22 protein-coding genes are annotated in these 26143 nt (G+C 56.9%); 20 read left to right on the top strand and 2 right to left on the bottom strand.

Going from position 1 to position 26143, the window contains the following annotated elements:
* Positions 1 to 57 precede the first annotated feature (57 nt).
* Positions 58 to 1026 carry a DUF6160 family protein gene (locus tag ACGK9W_RS07080; RefSeq protein ID WP_008171789.1) on the top strand — a complete coding sequence of 323 codons (969 nt, stop codon included), beginning with the start codon at positions 58 to 60 and terminating at the stop codon, positions 1024 to 1026.
* A gap of 137 nt (positions 1027 to 1163) precedes the next feature.
* Here ACGK9W_RS07080 and ACGK9W_RS07075 read toward each other — a convergent pair whose 3' ends face one another.
* Complete coding sequence (locus ACGK9W_RS07075; protein ID WP_008171787.1) at positions 1164 to 1781, bottom strand: hypothetical protein; 618 nt, start codon at positions 1779 to 1781, stop codon at positions 1164 to 1166.
* Positions 1782 to 1970: 189 nt separating this feature from the next.
* Between ACGK9W_RS07075 and ACGK9W_RS07070 the strand changes: the two genes are divergently transcribed.
* The 10 genes from ACGK9W_RS07070 to ACGK9W_RS07025 all read left to right on the top strand — a co-directional run bounded on the left by ACGK9W_RS07070 (position 1971) and on the right by ACGK9W_RS07025 (position 13105).
* Positions 1971 to 3005: a DUF58 domain-containing protein gene (locus ACGK9W_RS07070; RefSeq protein WP_008171785.1), complete on the top strand. Its 1035-nt coding sequence runs from the start codon at positions 1971 to 1973 to the stop codon at positions 3003 to 3005.
* Positions 3006 to 3010: 5 nt separating this feature from the next.
* Positions 3011 to 5092 carry a DUF3488 and transglutaminase-like domain-containing protein gene (locus ACGK9W_RS07065; protein ID WP_053115590.1) on the top strand — a complete coding sequence of 694 codons (2082 nt, stop codon included), beginning with the start codon at positions 3011 to 3013 and terminating at the stop codon, positions 5090 to 5092.
* Positions 5085 to 6116 carry a DNA polymerase III subunit delta' gene (locus tag ACGK9W_RS07060; protein ID WP_405419913.1) on the top strand — a complete coding sequence of 344 codons (1032 nt, stop codon included), beginning with the start codon at positions 5085 to 5087 and terminating at the stop codon, positions 6114 to 6116. The genes ACGK9W_RS07065 and ACGK9W_RS07060 overlap by 8 nt, the downstream gene beginning before the upstream one ends.
* 117 nt (positions 6117 to 6233) lie before the next feature.
* Positions 6234 to 6584, top strand: coding sequence for a PilZ domain-containing protein (locus ACGK9W_RS07055; protein WP_008171779.1), 351 nt, complete (start codon positions 6234 to 6236; stop codon positions 6582 to 6584).
* A 28-nt stretch (positions 6585 to 6612) separates the two neighbouring features.
* Positions 6613 to 7548 carry an alpha/beta fold hydrolase gene (locus ACGK9W_RS07050; RefSeq protein ID WP_288365679.1) on the top strand — a complete coding sequence of 312 codons (936 nt, stop codon included), beginning with the start codon at positions 6613 to 6615 and terminating at the stop codon, positions 7546 to 7548.
* Positions 7541 to 8455 carry a DUF4892 domain-containing protein gene (locus tag ACGK9W_RS07045; RefSeq protein WP_104271217.1) on the top strand — a complete coding sequence of 305 codons (915 nt, stop codon included), beginning with the start codon at positions 7541 to 7543 and terminating at the stop codon, positions 8453 to 8455. The genes ACGK9W_RS07050 and ACGK9W_RS07045 overlap by 8 nt, the downstream gene beginning before the upstream one ends.
* A gap of 5 nt (positions 8456 to 8460) precedes the next feature.
* Complete coding sequence (locus ACGK9W_RS07040) at positions 8461 to 9675, top strand: patatin-like phospholipase family protein (RefSeq protein WP_053115589.1); 1215 nt, start codon at positions 8461 to 8463, stop codon at positions 9673 to 9675.
* An 88-nt stretch (positions 9676 to 9763) separates the two neighbouring features.
* Positions 9764 to 10666 carry a 50S ribosomal protein L3 N(5)-glutamine methyltransferase gene (prmB, locus tag ACGK9W_RS07035; RefSeq protein WP_053115374.1) on the top strand — a complete coding sequence of 301 codons (903 nt, stop codon included), beginning with the start codon at positions 9764 to 9766 and terminating at the stop codon, positions 10664 to 10666.
* Between the two features lie 37 nt (positions 10667 to 10703).
* On the top strand, positions 10704 to 11798 hold the full coding sequence (aroC, locus tag ACGK9W_RS07030) for a chorismate synthase (protein ID WP_008171766.1): 1095 nt from the start codon (positions 10704 to 10706) through the stop codon (positions 11796 to 11798).
* A 143-nt stretch (positions 11799 to 11941) separates the two neighbouring features.
* Positions 11942 to 13105 (top strand): MFS transporter, encoded by a 1164-nt coding sequence (locus tag ACGK9W_RS07025; RefSeq protein WP_008171764.1) that lies wholly within the window; start codon positions 11942 to 11944, stop codon positions 13103 to 13105.
* A 3-nt stretch (positions 13106 to 13108) separates the two neighbouring features.
* Here ACGK9W_RS07025 and ACGK9W_RS07020 read toward each other — a convergent pair whose 3' ends face one another.
* Positions 13109 to 13981, bottom strand: coding sequence for a LysR family transcriptional regulator (locus tag ACGK9W_RS07020; protein ID WP_008171762.1), 873 nt, complete (start codon positions 13979 to 13981; stop codon positions 13109 to 13111).
* A 424-nt stretch (positions 13982 to 14405) separates the two neighbouring features.
* On the opposite strand from ACGK9W_RS07020, the gene leuC reads away from it, so the two are divergent.
* The 9 genes from leuC to trpA all read left to right on the top strand — a co-directional run bounded on the left by leuC (position 14406) and on the right by trpA (position 26107).
* Positions 14406 to 15824, top strand: coding sequence for a 3-isopropylmalate dehydratase large subunit (gene leuC, locus ACGK9W_RS07015; RefSeq protein WP_053115373.1), 1419 nt, complete (start codon positions 14406 to 14408; stop codon positions 15822 to 15824).
* 16 nt (positions 15825 to 15840) lie between these two features.
* Positions 15841 to 16488 (top strand): 3-isopropylmalate dehydratase small subunit, encoded by a 648-nt coding sequence (leuD, locus tag ACGK9W_RS07010; protein WP_014577190.1) that lies wholly within the window; start codon positions 15841 to 15843, stop codon positions 16486 to 16488.
* A 60-nt stretch (positions 16489 to 16548) separates the two neighbouring features.
* Entirely contained in the window at positions 16549 to 17622 is a 1074-nt protein-coding gene (gene leuB / locus ACGK9W_RS07005; protein WP_405419903.1) for a 3-isopropylmalate dehydrogenase, read from the top strand.
* 131 nt (positions 17623 to 17753) lie between these two features.
* A complete protein-coding gene (asd, locus tag ACGK9W_RS07000; RefSeq protein ID WP_041645233.1) occupies positions 17754 to 18869 on the top strand; it encodes an aspartate-semialdehyde dehydrogenase in 1116 nt (371 codons plus the stop codon).
* 314 nt (positions 18870 to 19183) lie between these two features.
* A complete protein-coding gene (locus ACGK9W_RS06995; protein WP_405419900.1) occupies positions 19184 to 22432 on the top strand; it encodes a FimV/HubP family polar landmark protein in 3249 nt (1082 codons plus the stop codon).
* 107 nt (positions 22433 to 22539) lie between these two features.
* Positions 22540 to 23448, top strand: a complete 909-nt coding sequence (gene truA / locus ACGK9W_RS06990; RefSeq protein WP_405419897.1) for a tRNA pseudouridine(38-40) synthase TruA — start codon at positions 22540 to 22542, stop codon at positions 23446 to 23448.
* Positions 23445 to 24074, top strand: coding sequence for a phosphoribosylanthranilate isomerase (locus ACGK9W_RS06985; RefSeq protein WP_405419894.1), 630 nt, complete (start codon positions 23445 to 23447; stop codon positions 24072 to 24074). The genes truA and ACGK9W_RS06985 overlap by 4 nt, the downstream gene beginning before the upstream one ends.
* Positions 24067 to 25275 carry a tryptophan synthase subunit beta gene (gene trpB, locus ACGK9W_RS06980; RefSeq protein WP_373274847.1) on the top strand — a complete coding sequence of 403 codons (1209 nt, stop codon included), beginning with the start codon at positions 24067 to 24069 and terminating at the stop codon, positions 25273 to 25275. Before ACGK9W_RS06985 ends, trpB begins: the two co-directional genes overlap by 8 nt.
* Before the next feature lie 19 nt (positions 25276 to 25294).
* Positions 25295 to 26107, top strand: coding sequence for a tryptophan synthase subunit alpha (trpA, locus tag ACGK9W_RS06975; protein ID WP_008171746.1), 813 nt, complete (start codon positions 25295 to 25297; stop codon positions 26105 to 26107).
* Positions 26108 to 26143: the final 36 nt, after the last annotated feature.

The following is a 26143-nucleotide window of genomic DNA, read 5'->3' as shown; positions in this document are numbered from 1 at the left end:
CTTCACAAAAATAAAACTCGGAAAACAATCAAAAAGAGTTTACTCAAGGAGATAATAATGAAAGGCCTGAAGAAACTTGCTCTTGCTACAGCAGTCGCTGCTGCCCCTTTCGCAGCAAATGCAGACCTCAAGGCGTTGGATGATAGCGCAATGGGGAACGTAACTGGTCAGGCAGGTGTAACTATCGAATTGGAAACCCGCGTTTCCATCGGAGAGTTCACCTACACCGATGAAGGTACATTCGCGGTCTCTGACATCGAAATCGGCGGTGCGAACGCTAGTGGTCTGATTGCTACAGACCCAAACACTGGTGACCCCGTTGCTGTGCCGGGTTTGGCAACTCAAAGCAATCTGCTGGATGACCTGAAGATCGATATTGATGTTGCCGCAGATGGCGACGCAGTTATTCATGTTGGCTCAAACACTGGTGCGCCCATCGACTGGGGTATGCAGGTTGGTGAGATGAGCTTACGTGACAATGTGGATGCTTCTTCTGCGACGGAAAACACCACACTGATTTCAGGAATGAAAGCGTGGGGTTTGTTAGGCGCTCTGGATATTCGGGTTGATACCACCGATGTTGCAGCTGGCCCTAACACGGGCACCTTGAATCTGGATGCAGCATTTACTGTCGAGCAGATGGACTTCGAAGTGGATTTCCTGGCAGTGGGTATTACCGGCCTGAGCATTAAAGGTGCGAACGCTGGTGGTCAAACCTACACTGACGCCGAAATTTCAGCCCTTCTGAACGATCCGAACGGCGAAGATCCGGTACTTGAGGGCACCCTTGCGGCGCTAGCTTCTGGCAATAACGGCGCCAACAAATCGTTCGCGGTTGCCCGCCTTGATATATACAAAGGTGACAATCTCGATGGAACCCGTTCAGATGTCTTGCGGGTAGACGTCGACGATGTTCTGATGGACGTAAACATCCAAGAGACTCGTATCGGTGGAACTAATATCGGTACCATTGGTATTGATAACCTGCATATCTCTGACACCACGCTTGCTGTTTACGGTAAGTAATCTTACCTGACGCCAAGAGATTGGTGATACGCCCCGCTCTGCGGGGCGTTTTTATTGGCTAGAAGAAAACTCGGGCCAATAAAAAAACGGCAGCCAATCCTGGCTGCCGTTTTCAAATCGAACCAACGAATTCTTCGTTACTGATCCGGCACCGCAATAGAAAGATCAAACCCACCACCAGGCCTTGGCGTCAAGGTAACCGGCCCTTCATTAATTGCTTGTGGAACCTGGATCTGGTCAATCCCCGGCGGGTTACCAATGCTGAAATTCACATTCTGCCCATCGAACCCAATCCCCAGTTGATCGTTAAGAAACGTCTGCGTAAACGGCTCTTCCGGGATCTGTGCCTGCTGTCCGAAGATTATCGGTGGAATCGTTGGCGTAAACTCGGCCGGCGGCTGTGCCCGGGCGATTTCTTCCTGGGGCAGGAGCAGGGCGCGCCGTAGAAATTCCTCTTCGGCGTTTTCCAGCGCATCGGTCTTGCCTTCATCAACGTATCGTTGCAGGGCGTCCCGGTAGGCTTCTTCTTCCGCTTCGGTCAGCACCGGTTCGCCGGGGGAAATGGTGAGGGAGCGCAGGATGCGTTGCCGGTCGGCGTCGGATTTCTTCCGCTCTTTGGGTACAACAATAACGGCGGAATCCTTCACATAGGTTTCCACCATTTCGTCTGAGGTCATAGTCTGAACGCCAGCATAGGCAGGTAAAGCAACAACCAGACTGCTGATGGCGCTGGTGAGCAGGTGTCGGCGTTTCATAATCTGGACCCTTGTTGTTTAAAAAATACGCTCCCTGAGTCGAGTATTCGGTTTGTAGGACAGGAATTCAAGCTTGAAGATCCGGGATTGTGATCAGAATCTTTGATTTTTCGGTACTGTTACTAATCACAGCAAAATCATGGTCGAATACCATGAACTTTTTTGGCGTTGCAGGGCCTCAGTGACACTATGAAAAATCCGTTCAGAAACCGATTTCGTCGCTGGATTAACCGACGGATTCCGCGGTCCGATCTCCAGACCTTCAGTCAGAAAAACATCTTCATTCTGCCCACCGGCGCAGGGGTCGTGTTTGGCCTCTTGTTGGTCATCATGCTGTTAACCGGCATCAATTATCAGAACAGCCTGATTTATCTGGGCACGTTCCTCCTGGGTGCCGTTTTTGTCGGCGCCATGCACCAGACCCATCGGAATCTGTCTGGTGTTGAACTCACCCTGATCCAGCCGGGAGAGGGCTTTGCCGGCGATGATATTCCCTTCCGGTTCCGGCTCAGGGCGGGCCGGGACGATGCCATTGCCATCCTGCTTTCCTGTGAGGAATCGGGCCATGCCCCGGTGCATGTCCATTGCGGGCAGGCGCAGGACGTCAGCCTGCCAGTTCATTCCGCTCACCGGGGATACCTGCGCCCGGACAGGATCCGTATAGAAACCCGGTTTCCGTTTGGCTTGCTGAAGGCCTGGTCCTGGATCCGGCCGGTGTCCGCCGGTGTTGTCTTCCCCAGGCAGGTGCCCGCGCCGGAGGCGTTCAGCACCGTTGAGGACGGCGAGGAGTCTGCAGAGGTACGGTCCGTTGAAGGGAACGATCATGCCGATATCCGGCCCTGGCGGGAAGGTGATCTGAGCCAGCGGGTGCTTTGGAAGCGGTTTGCCCGAACCGGGCAGATGGTGGTTGCCGACTGGGAGGGTGAGCAGGGTAGTCCCTACTGGCTGGATTTTAATGCCTATCCGGGCGCGGATTATGAATTGCGGCTGAGTTACCTGGCGTATCTGGTAAACGAACGAGGCCGCAGTGGTGTGCGGTTTGGATTGAATCTTCCGGGGCAGATCATCGAGCCTGATTCCGGACCGGCCCATGCGGCCCGGTGCCTCCGGGTATTGGCAACCTGGGGTGAGGAGCGGCCGCGGGATGCGATGGCTGAGCCCCATGGAACGCGAAAGAAACAAAGAGAGACAACCTCCCAGTGGGTTACGGAGGGGCAGGCTTGAGTTTGATGGACCGCCTTAGAGGCAATGAGTCGGATGAAGGGACAACGACTAATCTGCCTTCCCGGGCTTTGCTCTGGCTGATTGCCAGTTTTGCCCTGTTACTGTCGCCCCAGTGGGACCGTCTGCCCCTGTGGCTGATCGCCGCCTGTGCCGTGTTGGCCGCGTGGCGATGGCTGGCGCAGTACGGGCGGGTAAGGCTTCCCGGCCGCTTGTTACGCACCGGGATCATGCTGGTGCTGATTGGTGTTTATGTCGCAACGGTTCAGGGGCGGTTTACGGTGGACACTGCCGCCTCGTTTTTTGTTCTCGCGGTGGGTCTCAAATGGCTGGAGACCCGGTCAGTCAGGGACTTCTATGTTCTGTTTTTTATCCTTGTCTATCTGGCAACGGTCAATTTTCTGTTCCATCAGGAGATTCTCTGGGCCCTGGTGAATTTCGCCGGCATAGCGCTATTGCTGGTGGGGTTACAGGTGCTGAATGCGCCGGAATTACCCGGGGGAATGACCTCTGGCTGGCGCAGGCTGGGTGGGATGTTTCTGAAGACACTGCCGATTGTGGTTCTGTTGTTTGTGTTTTTCCCGCGGATGTCGCCTTTGTGGAGCGTGCCGCTGGTATCGGGTGAGGCTCGTACGGGCATCAGCGACACCATGCGACCCGGCGATATTTCCAATCTTGCCCAGAGCAGTGAGCGAGCCTTCCGGGTAACGTTCGGAGGCGAGATGCCTGCCTACCGCGACCGGTACTGGCGGGGTCTGATTCTCGATTATCTGGATGGGGAGACCTGGCGCCAGGGCCAGCGCGAGGGTTTTCGCCCTCTTGGTCGGGTTGCGATTGATGGGGGCATAGGAGAGCTGGAATCGAACCAGTATGACGTTCTTCTGGAGCCAACCGATCAGCGCTGGGCGTTCGCACTTGAGAACTCCAGGGCGGTCTCGGACAACGTATTTGAAGACAGTGCCGATCTTTTCAGATTTCGACGTCCTGCCGACAGCCCGGTCCGTTACCGGCTGGCCCTGGAGGGAGAGGCTTCGACGGCTGAGACACAAAGCCCCGCCGAGTTGCGGCGTTACCTTCAGTTGCCCCGGGAAGGCAATCCGAGAGCCCGGGAGTTGGCCCGGGAGCTTCGTCGAAGTATGGGCGACGAGCAGGTGATTCGTGCTCTGTTGCAACGATTCCGTGAGCAGGAATACTTCTACACCCTGCGGCCACCGGCCATGCCCGATGATGGCATTGATTCCCTGTTGTTTGATGCAAAACGCGGTTTCTGCGCCCACTACGCGGGTGCAACCACCTTCGTTTTACGGGCTGCCGGTATTCCCTCGCGGGTTGTGGTCGGCTACCAGGGTGGCGAAACCGGAGCGGGGGGCGATTACCTGATTGTGCGCCAGTATGATGCCCATGCGTGGGTAGAAGCCTATGTCGATGGGCGAGGGTGGGTAAGGATCGATCCTACGGCGGCCATTGCGCCGGACAGGATCGAGTCCGGTCTTCGGGACGCCGTTGCCGAAGAGGGATCCTTTCTGGAGGATAACTGGGCCTCGCCTCAGCGTTACGCCGATGTCGCCCTGGTGCAGTGGGCAAGCCTTCAGCTTGATCGTATCAACTACCAGTGGCAGCGCTGGGTAGTGGGTTACCAGGGGCAGAGCCAGATGGATCTGATGTCCAGGCTGCCAGGTGGTTTCGGCATGCGCGAGCTGGGGTATATGACAGCCGGTATCGTTGGCGCCGGCTTGCTGATCGCCGGGCTGATTTCCGCTTTCCAGATGCGGCGCGGAGAACGACGTGACGCGTTTCGGAGAGTGGTGGATACCTGGCATCGGCTGTGTGCCAGTGCCGGGGTGCCTGTGCGCCATGGTGAAACGCCATCGGTGCTCGCGTCACGACTGGCGAAAGCGGAACCGGCGGCTGCGGATTCGGCGAGGCTTTTTGCCCGCCTGGTCAACAGCCATTACTATAGCGCTGATAAAGACGACGAGGGCGGTGAACAGCTGAAGCGAATGCGCCGCCTGCTCGCCACTATGAAGCGTCAACTACGGAAGCGCCAATTGCGCAGATCAAGGACCCGGACAGGAAGACCTCGTGACTGATATTGCCCAAGACATGCCCTGGCTCAGCCGCGCCTGGCAAACCGTCCAGAGCCGGGTAGCAGAAGACAGGCTCCCGCACGCCCTTATCCTTGCGGGGGAGCGTGGTGTGGGTAAGCGTGCCTGGGCCGGGGCGGTCGGCGGATTGTTGCTGTGTGATAACCGTCTGAACCGGGATTCTGGCCAGCCAATCGCCTGTGGCCATTGTAAGCAGTGCGAGCTCCTGGCCGCTGCCAGCCACCCCGATATCCGGGTTTATACGCCGGAAAAATCCCGCATGGTGAAGGTAGACCAGGTGAGGGCGCTGTCGTCGTTTGCGGTGGCGTCTCCCCAGGTGGCACACCACAAAGTGGCGATCATTGATCGTGCGGATCAATTGAATATCAATGCGGCGAATGCGTTACTCAAAACGCTGGAAGAGCCGCTGCCGGACGTGACCCTGATCCTGTTGCAGGAAAGCGGGCGTCCGGTCCTGCCCACCATTCGGTCCCGATGCCAGACATTGACTGTGCCGGTGCCCGCTAACAGCGAAGCGAACCAGTGGCTCGCGAGCCGTGTTCGGGAACTGCCCGAGGATGCGCAACCGTCTTCGGAGGTTCTGGCCAAAGCCCTGATGCTGGCGGGGAATGCGCCGAGGCTGGCTCTCGACTATGCCACCGGCGATTTCATTGGTCTGCGGGATACGGCGCTGGAACGGTTCAAGGAATTCATGAAATCCCGGATTCCGGTGGGTGAAGCCGCCAAGGCGTTCAAGGCGATGGGCCTGGAGGACACCCTGTGGTTGTTCGAAACCTGGGCAGCGGATCTGGCCCGCCTGATTGTTGGCGGCAATGCGCGGGACACCGATGCGGCCGATATGCTCGGCTTCCTTGCCAGGACCACTTCCGCCTGGCGGGCCCATGAACTGCTTGATATGGTAAAGGACTCTAGGGCGGCAAGTGTTTATAACGCCAGCCCGGAGCTGGAAGCGAGCCGGCTTCTGATTGCCTGGCAAAAGCTGATGCCGGTCAAACGGCCGGCAGCTTAGTTGCCCGGCCTCCGCCGGATTGCGCCTTTGGTGCCAACAGCTGCTATGATTCCGGAATGAAAGGGATTTTCAGATCCCGAAAATTATTCAAAACGATCTATTAGAAAGGTGTCAGTTATGGGGCCAGGATTTGGCGCGCGCAGTGGCATTCTTACCCTGACGATTAAAGACAAAGCGGTACTTTACGCTGCGTACATGCCTTATATCCGTCAGGGTGGTCTGTTCATCCCCACCCAGAAACAGTACCAACTGGGCGACGAGGTTTTCCTGCTTCTCAATCTGATGGATGAGCCGGAAAAGATACCGGTCGCCGGCAAAGTAATATGGATAACACCCAAGGGTGCCCAGGGTAATCGGGCGGCGGGGATCGGCGTCCAGTTCAACGGGGATGACGAAACCGCCCGTACCAAGATTGAATCCTACCTGGCAGGCTCGCTGAGTTCGGATCGACCAACCCACACGATGTAAGGGTGAAGCCTGCATGAATGATATGGCGATGCTCACGGAAGCTTCGGAAGGCCAGGCAGGGAGAGAACTCACTGGGAAAACCTCTCAGGCCTTCAGGGAGTCTGAGTGGAAACTCAGGCACATTACCCTGGCGGGCCTTAGCTGGCCGTCGGCGCCTGAAGCTCACGACAATACTCCGATCATCATGCTGCACGGTTGGCTCGACAACAGCCTTACTTTTGTAAAGCTGGCGCCGGAACTGAAGCACCTTGGGCCCGTCTACGCGCTGGACTTCGCCGGGCATGGCCATTCCGGGCACCGCCCAGAGGGGCAGAGTTACCTCTTGATGGACTATGTGGCAGATCTGGCTGAACTGGTTGAGCGCTATTTCCAGGAAACACCGGACGGCAGGGTCAACCTTGTTGGTCACTCACTTGGTGGCATTGTCGGCGCCCTCTACGCGGCAGCTTTTCCAGAACGGGTTCGGAGCCTGGCGATGATCGACAGCCTGGGTGCGCTCAGTCGTCCGGTCAAAGAGACCATTCCCCAGCTCCGGAAAGCTGTGAAAAAACGCATTGCCGGCTCTGGCCGCCAGGTTGTCTATCCGGATATCGCCACGGCCGCCAAAGCACGGGAGGGCGGGCTGAGCCCGCTCAGCCCCGAGGCCGCGCTGACACTCATTCCGCGCAATATGAAACCCGAGGGAGAGGGCTACGTCTGGCAGACCGATCCCAGGTTACGGCACCCGTCTCCATTGATGATGACCGAAGAGCAGGTGCTGGCTTCGCTGTCTGCTATCGAAACCCGTGTGCTTTTTGTCAGAGCCGATGCAGGACTTCTTTCGTACAGAAAGGATCTGGATAAACGCGCTGACGCTATCGCCAACCTCCAGATCGTTAACGTGCCGGGAGGTCACCATTGCCATCTGGATGGCGAGACCGGGCCGGCTGCAACAGCCATCAGACAATTCCTGGAAAATGAGTAATCGCTTGCTGAAATTACTGTTCACACGTTTCTTGGTTCCGATCCTCGGATTATTGGCTCTGTCTTCCGGTGTGCAGTCTGCTCCGGAGGATATGCCCGAGGCCTATCAACAGTCGACGCTTGAAGATACGGTCTCGATTCAGTCGTCGGGACACCTGGTATTGTTCAGCCCCGTGCGGGAAGTCAATAACGAGATTCGCTCCGAAACCCTGGCCCGCTTGCCCGTGACTGGGGAAGGGCGCCTGTACCGGATTGCCCGAGACTCAAGTCGCGAGGAAGCGCGGGACCACTACCTCGCTCTATTGCGCGAGAGAAACGCCCAGATTCTGTTCGAGTGCTCCAGTATCCGTTGTGGAAGAAGCAACGTATGGGCGAACCAGATCTTTAATCAGGCGGTTCTCTATGGCCGTGATGCAACCCAGGATTATCTGGTGGCGGGCACCGTTGCCGAGGACGGCGCCCGTTGGCTGACCCTCATTTACACGGTGACTCGCGGCAACCTTCGGGAGTATGTGTGGGTGGAGCACCTGCGGGTCGAATCCGGCGCGACCATTCCCGGCTTTGGCACCATGGCCAACCGCGTTGAAGGGCCGATTATTGTTCCCTGGCAAGGCGGTGTAACCTACCGGTTCGACTGGCAGGCAACGGATCGTAGGCGGGTGAATGATCTGGCCCGTGAAGAGGGTACGGTGGTTGCACTGGTGGGCTATTCTGTATTGGAGACTGATGAGTCCTTCAGTGATGCGATGGAGCGTGCCCGCCTGGCTACCGAATCGTTGTCGGAGGTCCTGTCCAAAACGGGTGTCTCCCGGGCTCAACAGGAGATAATCGTTGTGGGGCCGGCAGGTGTCTTCAGTGATCCAGACAGGCAGGGCGACCGGGTAGAAGTGGTGGTGATCTCGAGGTAATGATTATGGGCACATCAAAGGATGACGATCAGGATCCAAAGGACAAGCCCTCAGAGAAAGATCCGCAGGACAACGTCTCGAAGGTCCTGAGCAGCTCGGATGTCTCCGCTACCCGTGCTCCGGCAAATCCGGAAAAAGGCAAAGACCGGAACAAACCGCGCAAGACCGTGGCTCTGACGCTGGGAAGTGGTGGGGCCAGAGGGTATGCCCACATCGGCGCCATCGAAGTTCTGGTGGAGCGTGGCTACGACATCGTTGCTATCTCCGGCTGTTCCATGGGGGCCCTCATCGGCGGTATGTTCGGAGCGGGCAAGATGCAGGACTACAAGGACTGGGTTACCGGTCTGGGCCAGTTCGATGTCCTCAAGCTCCTGGATGTAACGTTCAATTCCGTGGGCGCTATTCGTGGCGAGAAGATTTTTTCGGTTGTAAGGGAAATGCTGGGGGATACCAGGATCGAAAACCTGCCCATTGCCTTTACGGCCGTGGCGACAGATCTGCTCGCCCACAAGGAAATCTGGTTTCAGGAAGGGCCTCTGGATCAGGCTATCCGCGCTTCGGTGGCGATTCCAAGTGTTGTCACACCTCTCGTTCTCAATGGCAGAGTCCTCGTGGACGGTGCCTTGCTCAATCCTTTGCCGATCATCCCGACCATTTCCTCCCACGCTGACATCATCGTTGCGGTCAATCTCAGTGGCGAGGATGACCGCCGCCGACGGATTCCGGACGCTGCGTTTACTCCGGGCGAGGCTGAAAACACGGATATGGACGAGTGGGTGGATACCATCCGTGAGAAGGCCTCGCGCTGGTTTGATTGGGATGCCCTGAAATCCCTGACTGCCCGGAAGCCGGACAACGGTGACAGCCCGGAAGAAAAGATCAGCCGGGCAGTGCACAAGAAAGAGCATCAAAAGCAGACGGATAAGAAGCCGGCTGACAAGAAGAGCCAGGAGGAGCACGAAACCATCGACTGGGACAAGCTCGGGATCGGCAAATTCGATGTGATGAACCTCACCATCGAGACCATGCAGAGTGCGCTTGTGCAGTACAAGATCGCGGGCTACCCGCCGGATTTGCTGGTGAATATCCCGAAGAATGCCTGTCGGAGCTACGATTATCACAAGGCCCCGGAATTGATTCAGCTGGGCCGTGAGCGGATGGCTGCTGCGCTGGATCGCTTTGAAGAAAGCCGGAACAGCTCCGGGCCTCTGGCTATCTGAACAATTTGTTGGCGGGGGCGGGCTGCAGTCGAGCGGGTAAACAGCGTATAATCCCGCGCTAACACGCTCTTGGACAGGATGTACGTTAGTGACCAGCCCTATTGACGACCTTCACAGCGTTCGGGATTACCTCCGCTACGCCTCCTCTCGGTTTGCTGCTTCGCCGCTGTTTTTCGGGCATGGCACGGACAATGTCTGGGATGAAGCCGTTCAGCTGGTTATGCGTAGCCTGCACCTTCCCCTTGAAAACAACACTCTGTTCCTGGATGCCCGTCTAACGCGGGAAGAGCGGGAGCTGGTACTGGAAAGAATCGCCCGGCGCGTGGAAGAGCGCGTACCTCTGGCGTATCTGCTCGGTGAAGCCTGGTTTATGGGCATGCCCTTTCATGTTGACGAACGGGTGTTGGTGCCGCGTTCCCCCATTGGTGAACTGATCGAGAATGGCTTTCAGCCGTGGCTCGGAGACAAGCCGGTGGAACGCATCCTTGATCTTTGCACCGGGAGCGGGTGCATTGGCATTGGTGCGGCATCTGTTTTCGGCGAGGCGGAAGTCGATCTGTCGGACATTTCTCCGGATGCACTTGAAGTGGCTGAATCCAATATCGACCTGCACGGAGTCCGCGAGCGGGTCCGTACCGTACAATCCGATGTCTTTGACAATATTGAAGGTCGCTACGACGTCATCGTTAGCAACCCGCCCTATGTGGATGCAGACGATCTCTCCAGCATGCCGGATGAGTACCGCCACGAACCTGAGCTGGGCCTTGCCGCCGGTAAAGACGGGCTCGACATCGCTCACAGAATCATTGCCAAAGCGGCCGAACATCTTACTCCTGGTGGACTACTGGTCGTGGAAGTCGGTAACAGCTGGGTTGCAATGGATGAGGCGTATCCGGATCTGCCACTAACCTGGCTGGAGTTCGAGAATGGGGGCGATGGCGTCTTTCTGATCACCGAGCCGGACCTGCGTCAGTGGCAGGCTTCCAGTTAAACTGAATTCTCATAAAAGCTGAACAAGATACTGAATTATGTCGGGAAACTCTTTCGGAAAACTGTTTACGGTTACCTCATTCGGCGAGAGCCACGGGCCTGCGCTGGGGTGCATCATTGATGGCTGCCCTCCGGGACTTGAGCTTTCGGAAGCGGACATGCAGCGGGACCTGGATCGCCGAAAGCCAGGCACATCCCGGCACACAACCCAGCGTCGTGAAGCCGACGAGGTGAGAATCCTCTCAGGCGTTTTCGAGGGTAAGACCACCGGAACGCCGATTGGCCTGCTGATTGAAAACACCGATCAGCGGTCCAAGGATTACTCAAAGATCTCCGAACAGTTTCGGCCGGCTCACGCTGATTACACCTACATGCACAAGTATGGTGTTCGCGACTATCGCGGCGGTGGTCGTTCGTCTGCCCGTGAGACCGCCATGCGGGTTGCTGCGGGTGCTGTTGCGAGAAAGTTCCTAGAACAGCGCCTGGGTATCAGGATTCGCGGCTATCTGTCGCAACTGGGGCCCATCAAGGCCGAGAAACTGGATTGGGATCAGGTTCACCAGAACCCGTTCTTCTGCCCGGATGCGGACAAGGTTCCCGAAATGGAAGCTTATATGGATGCCCTGCGCAAGGAGGGTGATTCTATCGGTGCCCGGATCAACGTGGTTGCCGAAGGCGTGCCACCGGGTCTCGGCGAGCCGATCTTTGACCGCCTGGATGCGGATCTGGCTCATGCACTGATGAGCATCAATGCGGTGAAGGGCGTCGAGATTGGCGCCGGTTTTGACTGCGTCGACCAGAAGGGCACCGAGCATCGTGACGAGATGACGCCGGAAGGGTTCCTTTCGAATAATGCCGGTGGTGTGCTTGGAGGTATTTCCTCAGGGCAACCGATCGTGGCCAGTATCGCATTGAAGCCCACGTCGAGTTTGCGCTTGTCGGGTCGCAGTATTGATGTGAACGGCGATCCCTGTGAAGTTATTACCACCGGGCGGCACGATCCATGTGTCGGTATCCGGGCGACGCCGATTGCGGAGGCGATGATGGCCATTGTGTTGATGGACCATTACCTGCGGCATCGTGGGCAGAATGCGGATGTTTCTGTTTCTACGCCGGTGATTGGGCAGCTCTGATTTTGTTTGTCAGGCTTGGTGAAGCTGCTTCGGCGGCACTCACTGCCCAAAAAAAGCCCGTGAATACTTCCCTGTAGGGCTTGGTCGCGCCATCCTTGGCGCTCCACATTTTTGGGCAGTGAGTCCCGCCAAAACAGCCGGACTTGCGGGGTATTTCTATCTACTGGCGCCTCTCTAACCTCTATTTCTGGTTCTTCGCCCTCCTTGGCGGGCTCTTGCCGTATTGGTCCCTCTACCTTGAGGGCCAGGGCTTTTCCTACCTCCAGATCGCCACGCTCATGGCGACCATTCAGCTCACCAAAATCGTTGCTCCCAGCGTCTGGGGCTGGCTAGGGGACAGAACCGGCCAGCGTGTGCGTTTGGTGCGGTTCGGTGCCATTACCGGTTCGCTGTTTTTTGCCGGTGTGTTCATGGAGCCGGGGTTCTATGGCCTGCTGCTGGTCATGCTGGCGTTCACGTTTTTCTGGAATGCGATCTTGCCGCTGTATGAGGTGATCACGCTTCGAACCCTGGGCGAGCAGAAAGAGAAATACGGGCGGGTTCGGCTCTGGGGTTCGGTGGGGTTCATCGGAGCGGTTGCGCTGGTCGGCGGTTTGCTGGAACTGGTGCCGATTCAGAATCTCCCGTGGTTGTTGCTTCCGGTGTTTGCGGGCATTGCCGTATCCGCATTTCTGGTGCCTGCGGAGCGGGGTGAGCGAAAGGCGCCGGCTCCGAAAGGCAGTTTAAAGGCCATCGTCACGCACCCGGCAGTGGTGACGTTTTTTCTGATGAATTTCCTGCTGCAGGTTTCGCACGGAGCTTACTACACGTTCTTCAGTATCCATCTGGAGCAGCACGGGTACGGCAAGCTGTCGATTGGTTTGCTGTGGTCGCTGGGTGTTTTTGCGGAGATCGCACTGTTTCTGGTGATGCACCGGTTAACGCGCAATTTCACGGTTCGCCAGATTGCGATCGGCGCGCTTACGCTCACCATGATTCGATGGGTACTGATCGCGGAGCTGACGGATGTTGTCCTCGTCCTGCTGTTCGCCCAGCTGCTGCATGCAGCATCTTACGGTGCGCTGCATGCAATCTCTGTCCAGTACATCCAGGGCTTTTTTGGCAAGCACCATCACGGGCAGGGGCAGGCCCTCTACAGCGGCCTCACCTTCGGTGCTGGCGGTGCGCTTGGGGCCTGGTTGTCGGGGTTCCTGGTGGATGGGTTCAGTACCTCGGCGGCTTTCTGGGGTGGTGCGGCCGCCATGGCCGTCGCAATCGTGATCACCTGGCGAGGCCTTCGGCCGCCGCCAGCCCATGGCGAGGGTTAAACCTCAGGCGCTTTCCTCTTCCTGCACGATGGTGAGTAACGCTTTGGCCGCGTTGCTGAGCTGCCGCCCGGATAACCCGATCCCCCCGAGGACACGAGAAACTGGCTTGCCCACATCCAGTACCCTAAGGCTGTCGTCAATCATGCGCAGGGGCAGCACACTCCAGCCCAGGCCCACACTGGTCATCATCTTGATGGTTTCCAGGTAGTTGGTTGGCATTTGCGGGTTCAGGTGCAGATTCGCCTCCAGAAACAACCGGCTCACAACCCGATAGGTTGCGGTGCTGGTGTCGGGCAATAGTGCCGGGTGGTCTGCTAGGTCTGTAAGCCTCGGATTTTCGAGTGACGCCAGGGGGTGCTCGGCGCCCACCACAAACACCATCTGGTCCGGCCATTGGGCAAACACATGAAAGCTCGGTTCCATGCTGTCACTCAGCGTCACGAATGCCAGCTCCGCATTACGTTTACGCATCTGCTCGTAGGCGGCATCGGATTCCATGAACTGCAGGTTGATGGACACCTGAGGGTATTCCCGTTTGAACCGTCGTAGCCAATTTGGCAAATGATGCAGACCGATGTGATGGCTGGCGATGATTTGCAGCTCGCCCTGGACTTGTCCAGAGTCCGGCGACAACGCCACCCGGGCGTTGTGAATTTCATCGAGGATCCGACGTGCATGGGGAAGCAAACGACTGCCGGCATCGGTCAGACGAATCTGGCGGTGGCTACGATCGATCAGGCTGGTGCCAAGCTGGTTTTCCAAGGCGGCCAGGCGTTTCGAGATGGCCGGCTGTGTCAGGTGCAGGATTTCCGCGGCTTCTGAGAAGGAGCCCTGATCGACAATGGTCAGAAAAGCTTTTAATGCGTTTGAATCCATGCATTCGTTCCTGATTTTCAATTTGGCCGAAGGTCCCGAGTTGGAACAGCGTTTTCAAAACACGCCGACAAGCACGTCCATGTGGGCTCGAATCGGGCCATCCCTGGCCCTCTACGGTTTTGAAAACGCTGCTCCAACCCGCTCCCCAGAGTGTGGCCAATATCCGCAGCGCATGGGGAGTATGGAGGGATGAGCCTCCCAAAACCGTGGAGCGCCAGGGATGGCGCGACCGAGCCCTACATGGATGTATTTACGGGCGTGTTTTGGGAGGCTTATCCCTTCATGCGACCTTCTCAGAATCTTAAAGTATTACCATAAGGCATGCGATAGATAAAAAACATGAATTGAGGTTATCCGGTCGCAGGCGGTAAGATACCGTTATCAAACGTCAGAACCAAAAACCCCCAGAGAGTGAGAGAGAACCATGGCGGGCAAAACCTTATACGACAAATTGTGGGACGATCATCTCGTCAAACAGCGCGACGACGGCTCCGCGTTGATTTATATCGATCGTCAGTTACTGCACGAAGTGACATCACCCCAGGCATTTGAAGGCCTGCGTCTGGCGGGGCGGAAGCCGTGGCGGATTGATGCCAACATTGCGACGCCGGACCACAACGTGCCTACCACGGATCGTGATCGTGGTGTCGAAGGTATTGTTGACCCGGTTTCCCGGATCCAGGTGGAAACACTGGACAAGAACTGCGACGAGTTCGGGATTCTAGAGTTCAAGATCAAGGATCAACGCCAGGGCATCGTGCACGTTATCGGGCCCGAGCAGGGCGCAACGTTGCCGGGCATGAGTATTGTTTGTGGGGATTCCCATACATCTACCCACGGTGCTTTCGGTTGCCTGGCTCATGGTATTGGCACCAGTGAAGTTGAGCATGTGCTGGCTACCCAGTGCCTGGTGCAGCAGAAAATGAAAAACATGCTGGTGAAGGTCAATGGCAAGCTGGGGCCGGGCGTTACCGGCAAGGATGTTGTGCTGGCCATCATTGGCAAGATCGGGACTGCCGGTGGTACCGGGCACGCCATTGAGTTTGGGGGCGAAGCCATCCAGGGCCTGAGCATGGAAGGGCGGATGACCATCTGCAACATGTCCATCGAAGCCGGTGCGCGGGTTGGTATGGTAGCGGTTGATGACACCACCATCGAATACGTTCGCAATCGTCCGTTTGGGCCCAAGGGCGAGCAGTGGGATGCTGCAGTTGAATACTGGCGCACCTTGCATAGCGATAGCGATGCAGTCTTCGACAAGGTTGTTGAGCTCGAAGGCTCGGAAATCCAGCCGCAGGTGAGCTGGGGTACGTCGCCTGAAATGGTGGCCGGAATTGATGGCAAGGTGCCCGATCCGGAACAGGAAGCCGATCCGATCAAGCGTGAAGGCATTGTTCGCGCTCTCAAGTACATGGGTTTGCAGCCCAATATGGCGATTACCGATATCAAGCTGGATCGTGTGTTCATTGGCTCCTGTACCAACAGCCGGATTGAGGATCTGCGCGAGGCCGCGGCCGTGGTGAAAGGGCGGAAGGTGTCGCCGATTCTGAAGCAGGCCATGGTGGTTCCCGGTTCCGGTCTGGTGAAAGCCCAGGCGGAGCAGGAAGGTCTGGACAAGATCTTTATCGAAGCCGGTCTTGAGTGGCGCGACCCGGGCTGTTCGATGTGTCTGGCCATGAACGCCGACAAGCTGGGGCAGGGGGAGCATTGTGCTTCCACGTCAAACCGGAACTTCGAAGGCCGTCAGGGCTTTGGCGGGCGTACCCATCTGGTGAGCCCGGCCATGGCTGCTGCTGCCGCCGTAACCGGTCATTTCGTTGATGTCCGCGAGCTGATGAACTGATCCACAGGAGAGAACCATGCGCGCATTGAAGCAACACCAGGGCGTTGTCGCCCCCATGGACCGTTCCAACGTGGATACGGACATGATCATTCCCAAGCAGTTTCTGAAGTCCATCAAGCGCACGGGTTTCGGCCCAAACCTGTTTGATGAGTTGCGGTATATGGATGAAGGCAAACCGGATCAGGATTGTTCCACCCGTCCGATTAATCCGGATTTTGTCCTGAATCAGGACCGCTACAAGAACGCCAGTGTATTGTTGGCGCGACGTAACTTTGGCTGTGGTTCAAGCCGTGAGCACGCACCCTGGGCTCTGGAGGATTTCGGATTCCGGGTGATTATTGCTCCGAGCTTTGCCGACATTTTCTACAATAACTGCTTTAAGAATGGGCTTTTACCTATTGTTCTTCCTGAGGAAATTGTCGATCGTTTATTCCGGGAAGTGGAGCAGAGTGAAGGCTATCAGTTGGCAGTCGACCTGGAAGCCAGGACTGTAACTACCCCATCCGGCGAAACCTTTACCTTTGAGGTAGATGATTTCCGTCGTCATTGCCTGCTGAACGGGCTCGATGATATTGGCGTGACGCTGGAAGACGCTGAGCTGATCCGGTCTTACGAAGAAAGCCGCCGTAAAACTGCGCCCTGGCTGTTTGGTGCCGGGGGTTGAATAGGCTGTCGGATTACGCTGGCGCTAATTCGACCTAAAGGAATGGAACAAGGAAAAAACATGCCCAGAACTATCCTGATGCTTCCCGGCGACGGTATCGGTCCGGAAATTGTCGCTGAAGCGGAAAAAGTGCTCAACAAGATCAATGATCAGTTCAATCTTGGCCTGAATTTCGAGTCCGGCCTCGTGGGCGGTGCGGCGATTGATGAAATCGACACACCGCTGCCGGATGAAACCCTCGAAAAGGCCACCAGAGCCGACGCGATCCTTCTGGGTGCCGTGGGCGGTCCTCAGTGGGACAGTCTGCCGATGGCCAAGCGCCCGGAGAAGGGGCTGCTGGGTTTGCGCTCTAACCTGGAGCTGTTCGCCAACCTGCGCCCGGCAATCCTTTATCCTCAACTGGCCTCCGCCTCTTCTCTGAAGCCGGAAGTTGTTTCCGGGCTGGATATCATGATTGTCCGTGAACTGACTGGTGGCATCTATTTTGGTCAGCCGCGCGGTGTGCGCGAACTGGAGAGCGGAGAGCGCCAGGGTTACAACACCTACGCCTACACAGAATCGGAAATTCGTCGTATCGGGCGGGTGGCTTTTGAGGCCGCGCAGCAGCGGGGCAAAAAGCTGTGCTCCGTGGACAAGGCCAACGTGCTGGAAGTGACTGTTCTATGGCGGGAAATCATGAACGATCTCCGCCGGGAATATCCGGACGTGGAGCTGTCTCATATGTACGTGGACAATGCCGCCATGCAGCTGGTCCGTGCACCCAAGCAGTTTGACGTGATTGTGACTGGCAACATGTTTGGTGATATTCTTTCGGACGAAGCGGCTATGCTCACCGGCTCGATCGGCATGTTGCCATCGGCGTCGCTGAACTCCGAAAAGCAGGGCATGTATGAGCCCTGCCACGGGTCTGCGCCGGATATTGCCGGGCAGGGCATTGCCAATCCGCTGGCCACCATCCTCAGTGCTGCCATGATGCTGCGGTACAGTCTGAATGAGGAAAAAGCTGCTGAAGCCATTGAAGCGGCGGTCAGCAAGGTCCTGGATCAGGGTCTGCGAACAGCGGACATCATGTCTGAGGGCGCAAAGAAAGTGTCCACCCGGGAAATGGGGGAGGCGGTTCTGGCTGCGCTGTAAAGAGGCCAGGCCCTGACAGGCGTATTTGAGACCCGACGGCAACGCGATGCAGTTGCCGCGGGATCACCCATCCTGTCCCTGCCAGCGATAAAGGCATGGGGCGGGCATAAAACGAGGTCTGAAGATCGCACATGAAGCGAGTTGGACTTGTAGGTTGGCGTGGCATGGTGGGCTCGGTCCTCATGCAACGCATGCGTGAAGAAAACGATTTCGCCGATATCGAACCGGTGTTTTTCACCACATCCCAGGCTGGCAAGCCTGCGCCGGACGTGGGAAAAGACGACGTTCCTCCTCTGCAGGACGCGTTTGACGTCGAGATTCTGAAAACCATGGATGTCATCGTGACCTGTCAGGGTGGCGACTACACCGGCGCGGTTTATCAGAAGCTCCGTGACGCGGGCTGGGAAGGTTACTGGATTGATGCAGCCTCCACCCTGCGGATGGTCGACCACTCGGTGATTGTTCTGGATCCGGTCAACCGAAACGTGATTGATGCTGCGCTTGAGAAAGGCGTCAAGGACTACATCGGTGGTAACTGCACCGTGAGCCTTATGATGCTGGCTTTGGGTGGCCTGCTTGAACAGGATCTGATCGAGTGGGTGTCGCCCATGACTTATCAGGCGGCTTCCGGTTCTGGCGCTCAGAACATGCGCGAGCTGTTGAACCAGATGGGCGAGCTCAACAAGAGCGTCAAGTCTGAGCTGGATGATCCTTCCTCCGCGATTCTGGAGATTGACCGCAAGGTAACCGAAACCATGCGTTCGGACGGCTTCCCGACCGAGCACTTCCAGGTGCCCCTGGCCGGCAGTCTTATCCCGTTCATCGACAAGCAGCTCGACAACGGCATGAGCAAGGAAGAGTGGAAGGCGGGGGTCGAGACCAACAAAATTCTCGGGCGCTCCGATAACCCGATTCCCATCGACGGTATCTGTGTGCGGATTGGCGCAATGCGCTCCCACAGTCAGGCGCTGACTATCAAGCTGAAGAAGGATCTCCCGGTTTCTGAAATCGAGTCGATCCTTGCGAAAGCGAATGACTGGGTGAAAGTGATTCCCAATGATCGTGATGCAACCATTGAGGAACTTACTCCAGCGAAGGTGACCGGTACCTTGAGCGTTCCTGTCGGCCGTATCCGCAAGCTGACCATGGGGCCGGAATACATTTCCGCGTTTACGGTGGGTGATCAGCTCCTGTGGGGTGCCGCTGAGCCGCTGCGCCGTATGCTCCGGATCCTTCAGGAGCGTTAAAAATTGTTACACAGAGGCAATAAATGCCAACTGTGTCCGGTTTCGATAAACCGGTGAGGGGGCGGAGGCTGATTTCAGCCTCCGCCCCTGTTATTTTCAAGAGCGCTAGGTAGTTCCGCGTGATTGATAAAAAAATGGTACAAGGATTGCGGCTGATTGATTGATAAAAGAGGTTTTATCAACAATACTTGCCGGACTGAAAATTAAAAAGAACACATAATAACGAGAATTATCAAGACGAAAGTCATCCAACCTCGTCCGATTCTGTTTGAAAAAGAGCAGTAACGAATAACGGAGACTGGAAAGGAAAAAGCATGAAGGTACGCAAGCTTGCGGTTGCCCTGGCTCTGGCGGGAGGGCTCGGATCCGGCGTCGCACAGGCCCTGGGGCTGGGTGAAATAGAACTTCAGTCCTATCTGAACGAGCCACTGGACGCAGAGATTGTTCTGCCCCAAAGCCGTGGCGTCAATCCAGCGGACGTGTTCGTCAATATTGCCTCGGAACAGGCATATGAGCGGGTGGGGCTGGATCGCAACCAGTTTCTCAGTAAGCTCAGGTTCCAGGTGGTCACCGGCAATGATGGCAGTCTCATTGTCAATGTGTCCTCCCGTGAACCTCTGAGGGAACCGTACCTCAACTTCCTGCTTGAGTTGACCTGGCCAAACGGCCGGTTAATGCGGGAATACGCCGTTCTGGTGGATCCACCTGTATACGCGGAAGAGTCCGGCGTGCAGGAACAGGTCAGCACTCCAACAGTCTCCACGTCCCAGACAACCAGCCAGCCGACGACCACTCGCAGTGCCGAATCAGTTCGTCGCCAGGCTCAGGCCGAGCGGTCGCTGGGTTCCGGATATCAGGCTGATACATTCGGGCCCACCGGAGCTTCTGACACATTGTGGACCATCGCGTCTCAAGTGCGTCCAGACAACAGTGTCTCTATGCAGCAGGTCATGCTAGCAATCCAGGACCTGAACCCGAACGCATTCATTGGCAATAACATCAATCGACTGAAGCGCGGTGAAGTGCTGCGTGTCCCGTCTTTGGACCAGATCCAGAGTCGAACTCGCGCTGAAGCTACTCGCGTGGTTGCCCAGCAGAATCAGGAATTCCAGACTCCCCAGCGCACAGTCGATGCAACCGCCGAGCAGCAGGCAGCGTCCGCGCCCCAACAGCAGGCTGGCGCCGGAGGTGATGAACTCAAACTCGTGGTGTCCGAGGACGCCGGCAGTGAGGCCGGCGAAAGTGGCTCCGCGGGCGGTGACAGCGAACTGCCGGGCGGCGTTGATGCCGGCACAGCGGTCGCGATGGAAGAGCTCGAAAGCGCTCGCCGGGAGAACGATGAGCTGAACAGTCGTGTTGAGGACCTTCAGGACCAGGTGCAGACTCTGCAGCGCCTGCTTGAGCTCAAGAATACCCAGCTTGCTGAAATGCAGCAGACTGCTGGTGATGAAACGGCAGACCAGACCGCTCCCGTTGAAAGTCCGGCTGCCGATGACGGAGCAGCGGAATCTGTCGCCATGGACGAAGCCGTTGAAGGTGATACGGCACCCGTCGATTCGGACATGATGGACGGTGAAACTGGGGATGCGGAAGCTGCGGGTGAATCAGGCGACATGGCCGAGTCCGAGGCTATGGTCGGTGAAACTGACGAAATGGCCGGTTCCGATCAGGCAACCGATGATCAGATGGGTGCCGATGCCGGTGACGCATCAGAACAGGCTGAAATGTCTGGAGCGGATGAGCCCGCGGTTGCGGCTACCGATGATGCGGTTGAAGCAACTGAGGCGGCGGAGCCAGCCCCGACACAAACAGAGCAATCTGCAGAGCCTGCGCCCAAGCCTGCTCAACAGGCTCCGGCTGCCGATAAAGGTTTCCCCGGTAACGTTATTGATGCCATAACTGGTAATCCGATGTATCAGATTGCCCTTGGTGGCGGTCTGATCGTTCTGCTGTTGCTTCTCCTGCTGCTTGCCCGCCGCAATGCAAACCGGGAAAAGGCGTTTTACGAACAACTGAACAATGAAACCGACGAAGAAACGGATTCCTTCGATCTGAGCCTGGATGAAGAGGATCAGCAATCTGCGGCTGGCGACGCCCTGGCCGAGGCTGACTCTTACATTGCCTATGGCCAGCATGATCGGGCTGCCCAAGCTCTGGAAACCGCAATTTCCCGTGAGCCCAGTCGCACCGATCTGCGCTTGAAGCTGCTCGGTGTCTACGCAGATACCCAGGATCGCGACTCTTTCGAAAAACAATTCGGAGAGGTCGAGGCTCTGGACGATGAAGAAGCGCTGACCACCGCGAACCAGCTGCGCGCACGGCTGGAAGAGGCGGAGTCGATGCCCAGCATCGATGACCTTGAGTCTCAGTTACGTTCCGATTCGTTTGCCACATCCTATGATTCTGACGAAACCGGTGATGAGTCCATTGAGAAGCAGGACAAGCCTGAATCTGAAGAACTTCTCGCCGATCAGTTCGATGCTGAGAAAGAAGAGCCGGCCGAGAACGAGTTTGGCGACTTTGATTCGGACCTTTCAGAGACTGACCTGTCTGATTTCGAGCTTGATGAGCTTGACGAATCCGAGGCCAGCAAGGAAGACGCGTCTGAAGAGAGCAAAGAGGAAAGCCGGGACGACATGATCGAATACGATCTCTCGGGTCTGGAGATGGAATCGGATGAACAAAAGCCTTCGACCGAAGACACCTCCGAGCTTGAGGAGTCCACAGACTGGGATCTGTCTTCGGAATTCGAAGCGGACTCTGACAAGCCAACCGGTACAGAGCAGACGCTCGACGATTCTGATGACGACCTGAGCCTTGATCTGGAAGAGGGTGACCTGGACGAAGGAGACCTGACGGAGGAGCTGTCAGACGAAAGGCCTAAAACCACAGCCGAGGAAGGCACTGAGCAGAGTGCTGATACTGACGGCGAATCGGATATTGATTCGCTGGACGAGTCATTCCTGGATGAGCTCGATGCTGAACTGGACAAGGTAGCCGGTGAAGAAGACGAGCTTGGTGGCAGTGAGATGGAAGAATCTTCGCTGGATGACCTGGAACTGGACGTCTCCGATGAAGACCTGGCCCTGATGGAAGAGTTTTCCGATTCTGCCGATTCAGCCAACCCCGAGGAGAGCGAAGAGGCGTCATTCGATGAAGAGCTTGGTCTTGAGGACACACTCGGTGAGGGCGATGCAGAGGAGGCGGATCCTGAACAGACGGTTGAAGATGCCGAGGATCTCGAGCAACTGGGTGTAACCGATGAGCTCGAAGACTCGGAGACACCTGAAAGTGATCTTGATCTCCCGGTCGCGTCTGATGAGGTTTCCGATGAGTCGCGCAAATCGCAGGTTGCGGACATCGATGAAAGCGAACTCGGTGACGAGGACGATTTCGACTTCCTGGCCGGAACCGATGAGGCCGCTACCAAACTGGATCTGGCGCGGGCCTACATCGAGATGGGTGACACCGACGGAGCTCGCGACATCCTGGAAGAAGTCTCCCTTGAAGGAAACGAAGACCAGAAAGCAGAGGCGCAAGACCTCCTTAAAAATCTGTCCTGATCCGTTATAATCGGGTCTGACAGGTAGCAAGCGCCGGCCGCCGGGTATCCTCCCGGCAATAAGGTCGGCGCTTTGTCTTTATAGAACCACTCTCTTCGGATTCGCACTTGTTTCTCGAGACTCAGCAGCTCACCACCGATAACGCCGTAGGCGCGGGCCGCGTCGCACTTGCCTTCGAATATGATGGGCGTGGGTTTCATGGCTGGCAGTTCCAGAAATCCGGTGTCCGATCGGTAGAAGCGGAACTGACGGCAGCGGTGGCAAAGGTTGCGAACCATCCAGTTGATCTGGTGTGTGCGGGCCGTACCGATGCCGGGGTGCACGCCAGCTATCAAATCGCGCATTTTGACACTCCGTCTGTCCGTAACCTGCGCTCCTGGGTTATGGGTATAAATACGGCGCTGCCCGATGACATTTCCGTGCACTGGGCCGGAAATGGAGTCGGTGATTTCCACGCTCGATTTTCCGCGACCTATCGGCGTTACCGTTACATCATCTATAACGATCCAGTGCGTCCGGGTATACAGCGGGGTCAGGTGAGCTGGACCTTCCGCCCACTGGACGCAGATCGCATGCACAAAGCCGCCCAGGCATTGGCCGGAGAACATGACTTTTCCTCTTTCCGTGCGGCCGGGTGCCAGTCCCGAACACCGATTCGGTTTCTGGAACGTATTTCGGTAACCCGGAAACGGGATTTTGTCGTAATAGACGTGCAGGCCAACGCGTTTTTGCACCATATGGTCCGGAATATCGCAGGTGCCCTGATGGCGGTTGGTTCGGGAAAGCAGCGATCGGAGTGGATTCATGAGATACTGGTCGCCAGAGATCGGACAGCTGCAGGTGTAACAGCGCCCCCCCATGGTCTGTATCTGGTCGATGTGGGGTACCCGGACGAATTCGGGATTCCCGCTGTCGAGTGCGGCCCGGCCTTTCTGCGGCCCTGGTTCACTCGGGAAGAGAACAGTCCGTTCACCCCAACACACATCCATGTCAAACAGCGGGTTCCGAGCCAATGAGCGCAAGGGTCAAAATTTGCGGCCTTACCCGCCCCGAGGATATCGACGGGGCTGTTCAATTCGGCGCCGACGCCCTGGGTCTGGTTTTTTATGAGTCGAGTCCCCGATCAGTGTCGTTGGATCAGGCCGCCGAGTTGGCAAAGCGTGTTCCGGCGTTCATGTCGGTGGTCGGATTATTTGTTAATCCATCCAGGCAGGAAGTCGAGGCGGTTCTCGAGCGGGTTCCACTGGATTTGCTGCAGTTTCATGGCGACGAATCGGCGGATTTCTGTGCCAGTTTTGGTCGACGCTGGATCAAGGCCATCAGGGTCCGAGAGGCAGGGCAGATTGAAGCCGCCTTCGAGGAGTTTCACAACGCTTCCGGCCTGCTGGTCGATGCCTGGGATCCAGACCGATACGGAGGCACAGGAAAATCGTTTAACTGGGATCTGATCCCTGACTACCGGCCGCTTCCGATCATATTGGCCGGGGGTTTGTCATCTGATAACGTATTTGCCGCTGTGAAACAGGTGAAACCCTGGGCTGTAGATGTCAGTGGCGGTGTTGAACAGGACAAAGGCATCAAGGATATCCAGAAAATTTCTCATTTTATTAAAGAGGTTCACCGTGTCTGTAAAACTGACTGAAGAAATGCTGAGCGCACTGCCGGACGCGCGGGGTCACTTCGGGGCCTTTGGTGGGCGATTTGTTTCCGAGACTCTGATGGATTCCCTGATGACGCTCGAGAAAGAATACGCCCGCCTGAAGAAGGATCCGGAATTCCAGGCGCGGTTCGACAAGGAACTGGCGGATTATGTTGGCCGGCCAACCCCGCTGTATTTCGCCGAGCGTCTCAGCCGTGAAACCGGCGGCGCCCAGATCTGGCTCAAGCGTGAAGATCTTTGTCACACTGGTGCCCACAAGGTGAACAACACGATCGGCCAGGCGCTGCTTGCCAGTTTCCTCGGTAAAAAGCGGATCATTGCCGAAACCGGTGCGGGTCAGCACGGTGTTGCCACTGCCACTGTTTGCGCGCGTCTGGGTCTTGAATGCCATGTGTTCATGGGCGCGGAGGATGTCCAGCGACAGTCTCTGAACGTGTTCCGGATGAAGCTTCTGGGCGCGACGGTACATGCCGTTCAGGGTGGCACCAAAACCCTAAAGGATGCCATGAACGATGCGATGCGTGACTGGGTGGCTCACGTGGACGACACTTTCTATATCATTGGTACCGTTGCGGGGCCGCATCCATATCCGCTGCTGGTCCGGGATTTCCAGTCGGTAATCGGTCGTGAAACCCGTCGTCAGGCGCTGGAGAAAACCGGCAAATTGCCGGATGCCCTGGTCGCTTGTGTGGGTGGTGGTTCCAACGCCATTGGCATGTTCTATCCGTTCCTTTCTGACGAATCGGTACAGCTTTACGGTGTCGAGGCTGGCGGCCTGGGCATTGATACTGGCAAACACGCGGCACCACTCTGTGCCGGTCGTCCTGGCGTGCTTCACGGTAACCGCACCTACCTGATGGAGGACGAAAATGGCCAGATCGCGGGTACGCATTCGGTGAGTGCCGGCCTGGACTATCCAGGGGTGGGTCCAGAGCACAGCTGGTTGAAGGACATTGGCCGTGCCAATTATGTGTCCGTTACCGATGACGAAGCGATGGAAGGGTTCCGGAAATTGACCCGCGTCGAGGGCATTATGCCCGCGCTGGAAACGGCTCACGCTGTTGCTTATGCCATCAAACTGGCGGCGACCATGGACAAGGACCAGACCGTTGTCATTAACGTTTCCGGGCGTGGCGACAAGGACATTAACACGGTTGCCAAGCTTGAAGGCATCGAGATCTGAAGAATTAACAGGAGCAGGCATGAGCCGAATTGAAGGGGTCCTCAAGGCCCTGAAAGGACAAGGTCGTAAGGCACTTATTCCCTATATTACTGCCGGTGACCCGCATCCCGATGTCACGGTAGATCTGATGCACACGCTGGTTGAGGCGGGGGCAGATATTATCGAGCTGGGGGTGCCGTTCTCTGACCCCATGGCAGACGGCCCGGTAATCCAGCTTGCCTGTGAGCGGGCCCTGGTGCACGGTACCTCGCTGAGGCAGGTGATTGCCATGGTCAAGGAGTTCCGGAAGTCAGACGATGCAACTCCGGTGGTTTTGATGGGCTACCTGAACCCGATGGAAGCCATGGGCTACGAGCGTTTTGCGGATGCTGCCAAGGATGCTGGCGTCGACGGCATTCTGACCGTTGACTTGCCACCAGAAGAGGCCGACGAGGTTGCTCCGCTGTTCACCCAGCGAAATCTCGACGCCATCTTCCTGCTTTCACCAACCACGACCGATGACCGGATCCGGGCAATCAGTGAGCACTCCTCCGGTTATGTGTACTATGTTTCTATCAAGGGTGTGACGGGATCGGCCACCATCAACGTGGAAGAGGTAGCTGCCAAGGTGAATCATATTCACGAACTGACAGCTCTCCCGGTGGGTGTTGGTTTCGGTATTCGTGATGCGGAAACTGCCGCGGCGGTCGGTCGGGTATCCGATGGTGTAATTGTTGGCAGCGTCCTGGTCGATACAATAGCCAGAAATCAGGCAGATACCGACCAGCTCAAGCGGGCATTGACGGATCTGCTCCACCCGATGCGTGAAGCACTGGACAGTCTCGCCTCCTGAATGAAGGGGAGGAGGGCAAACAGGCGTCAAAGGACA

Source organism: Marinobacter flavimaris, from assembly GCF_045057155.1.
Classification (GTDB): Bacteria; Pseudomonadota; Gammaproteobacteria; order Pseudomonadales; family Oleiphilaceae; genus Marinobacter; species Marinobacter manganoxydans.
The sequence above is the reverse complement of the archived record's forward strand: the minus strand, read 5'-3'. Positions and strand labels throughout refer to the sequence as shown.

Coding starts and splice junctions, on each gene's coding strand:
- ACGK9W_RS07020 (WP_008171762.1), bottom strand. CDS start 13,981: ATGGATTCAAACGCATTAAAAGCTTTTCTGACCATTGTCGATCAGGGC.
- ACGK9W_RS07055 (WP_008171779.1), top strand. CDS start 6,234: ATGGGGCCAGGATTTGGCGCGCGCAGTGGCATTCTTACCCTGACGATT.
- ACGK9W_RS06985 (WP_405419894.1), top strand. CDS start 23,445: ATGAGCGCAAGGGTCAAAATTTGCGGCCTTACCCGCCCCGAGGATATC.
- aroC (WP_008171766.1), top strand. CDS start 10,704: ATGTCGGGAAACTCTTTCGGAAAACTGTTTACGGTTACCTCATTCGGC.
- trpA (WP_008171746.1), top strand. CDS start 25,295: ATGAGCCGAATTGAAGGGGTCCTCAAGGCCCTGAAAGGACAAGGTCGT.
- asd (WP_041645233.1), top strand. CDS start 17,754: ATGAAGCGAGTTGGACTTGTAGGTTGGCGTGGCATGGTGGGCTCGGTC.
- leuC (WP_053115373.1), top strand. CDS start 14,406: ATGGCGGGCAAAACCTTATACGACAAATTGTGGGACGATCATCTCGTC.
- ACGK9W_RS07045 (WP_104271217.1), top strand. CDS start 7,541: ATGAGTAATCGCTTGCTGAAATTACTGTTCACACGTTTCTTGGTTCCG.
- ACGK9W_RS07040 (WP_053115589.1), top strand. CDS start 8,461: ATGGGCACATCAAAGGATGACGATCAGGATCCAAAGGACAAGCCCTCA.
- ACGK9W_RS06995 (WP_405419900.1), top strand. CDS start 19,184: ATGAAGGTACGCAAGCTTGCGGTTGCCCTGGCTCTGGCGGGAGGGCTC.
- ACGK9W_RS07050 (WP_288365679.1), top strand. CDS start 6,613: ATGCTCACGGAAGCTTCGGAAGGCCAGGCAGGGAGAGAACTCACTGGG.
- ACGK9W_RS07080 (WP_008171789.1), top strand. CDS start 58: ATGAAAGGCCTGAAGAAACTTGCTCTTGCTACAGCAGTCGCTGCTGCC.
- ACGK9W_RS07065 (WP_053115590.1), top strand. CDS start 3,011: ATGGACCGCCTTAGAGGCAATGAGTCGGATGAAGGGACAACGACTAAT.
- leuD (WP_014577190.1), top strand. CDS start 15,841: ATGCGCGCATTGAAGCAACACCAGGGCGTTGTCGCCCCCATGGACCGT.
- ACGK9W_RS07075 (WP_008171787.1), bottom strand. CDS start 1,781: ATGAAACGCCGACACCTGCTCACCAGCGCCATCAGCAGTCTGGTTGTT.
- leuB (WP_405419903.1), top strand. CDS start 16,549: ATGCCCAGAACTATCCTGATGCTTCCCGGCGACGGTATCGGTCCGGAA.
- ACGK9W_RS07070 (WP_008171785.1), top strand. CDS start 1,971: ATGAAAAATCCGTTCAGAAACCGATTTCGTCGCTGGATTAACCGACGG.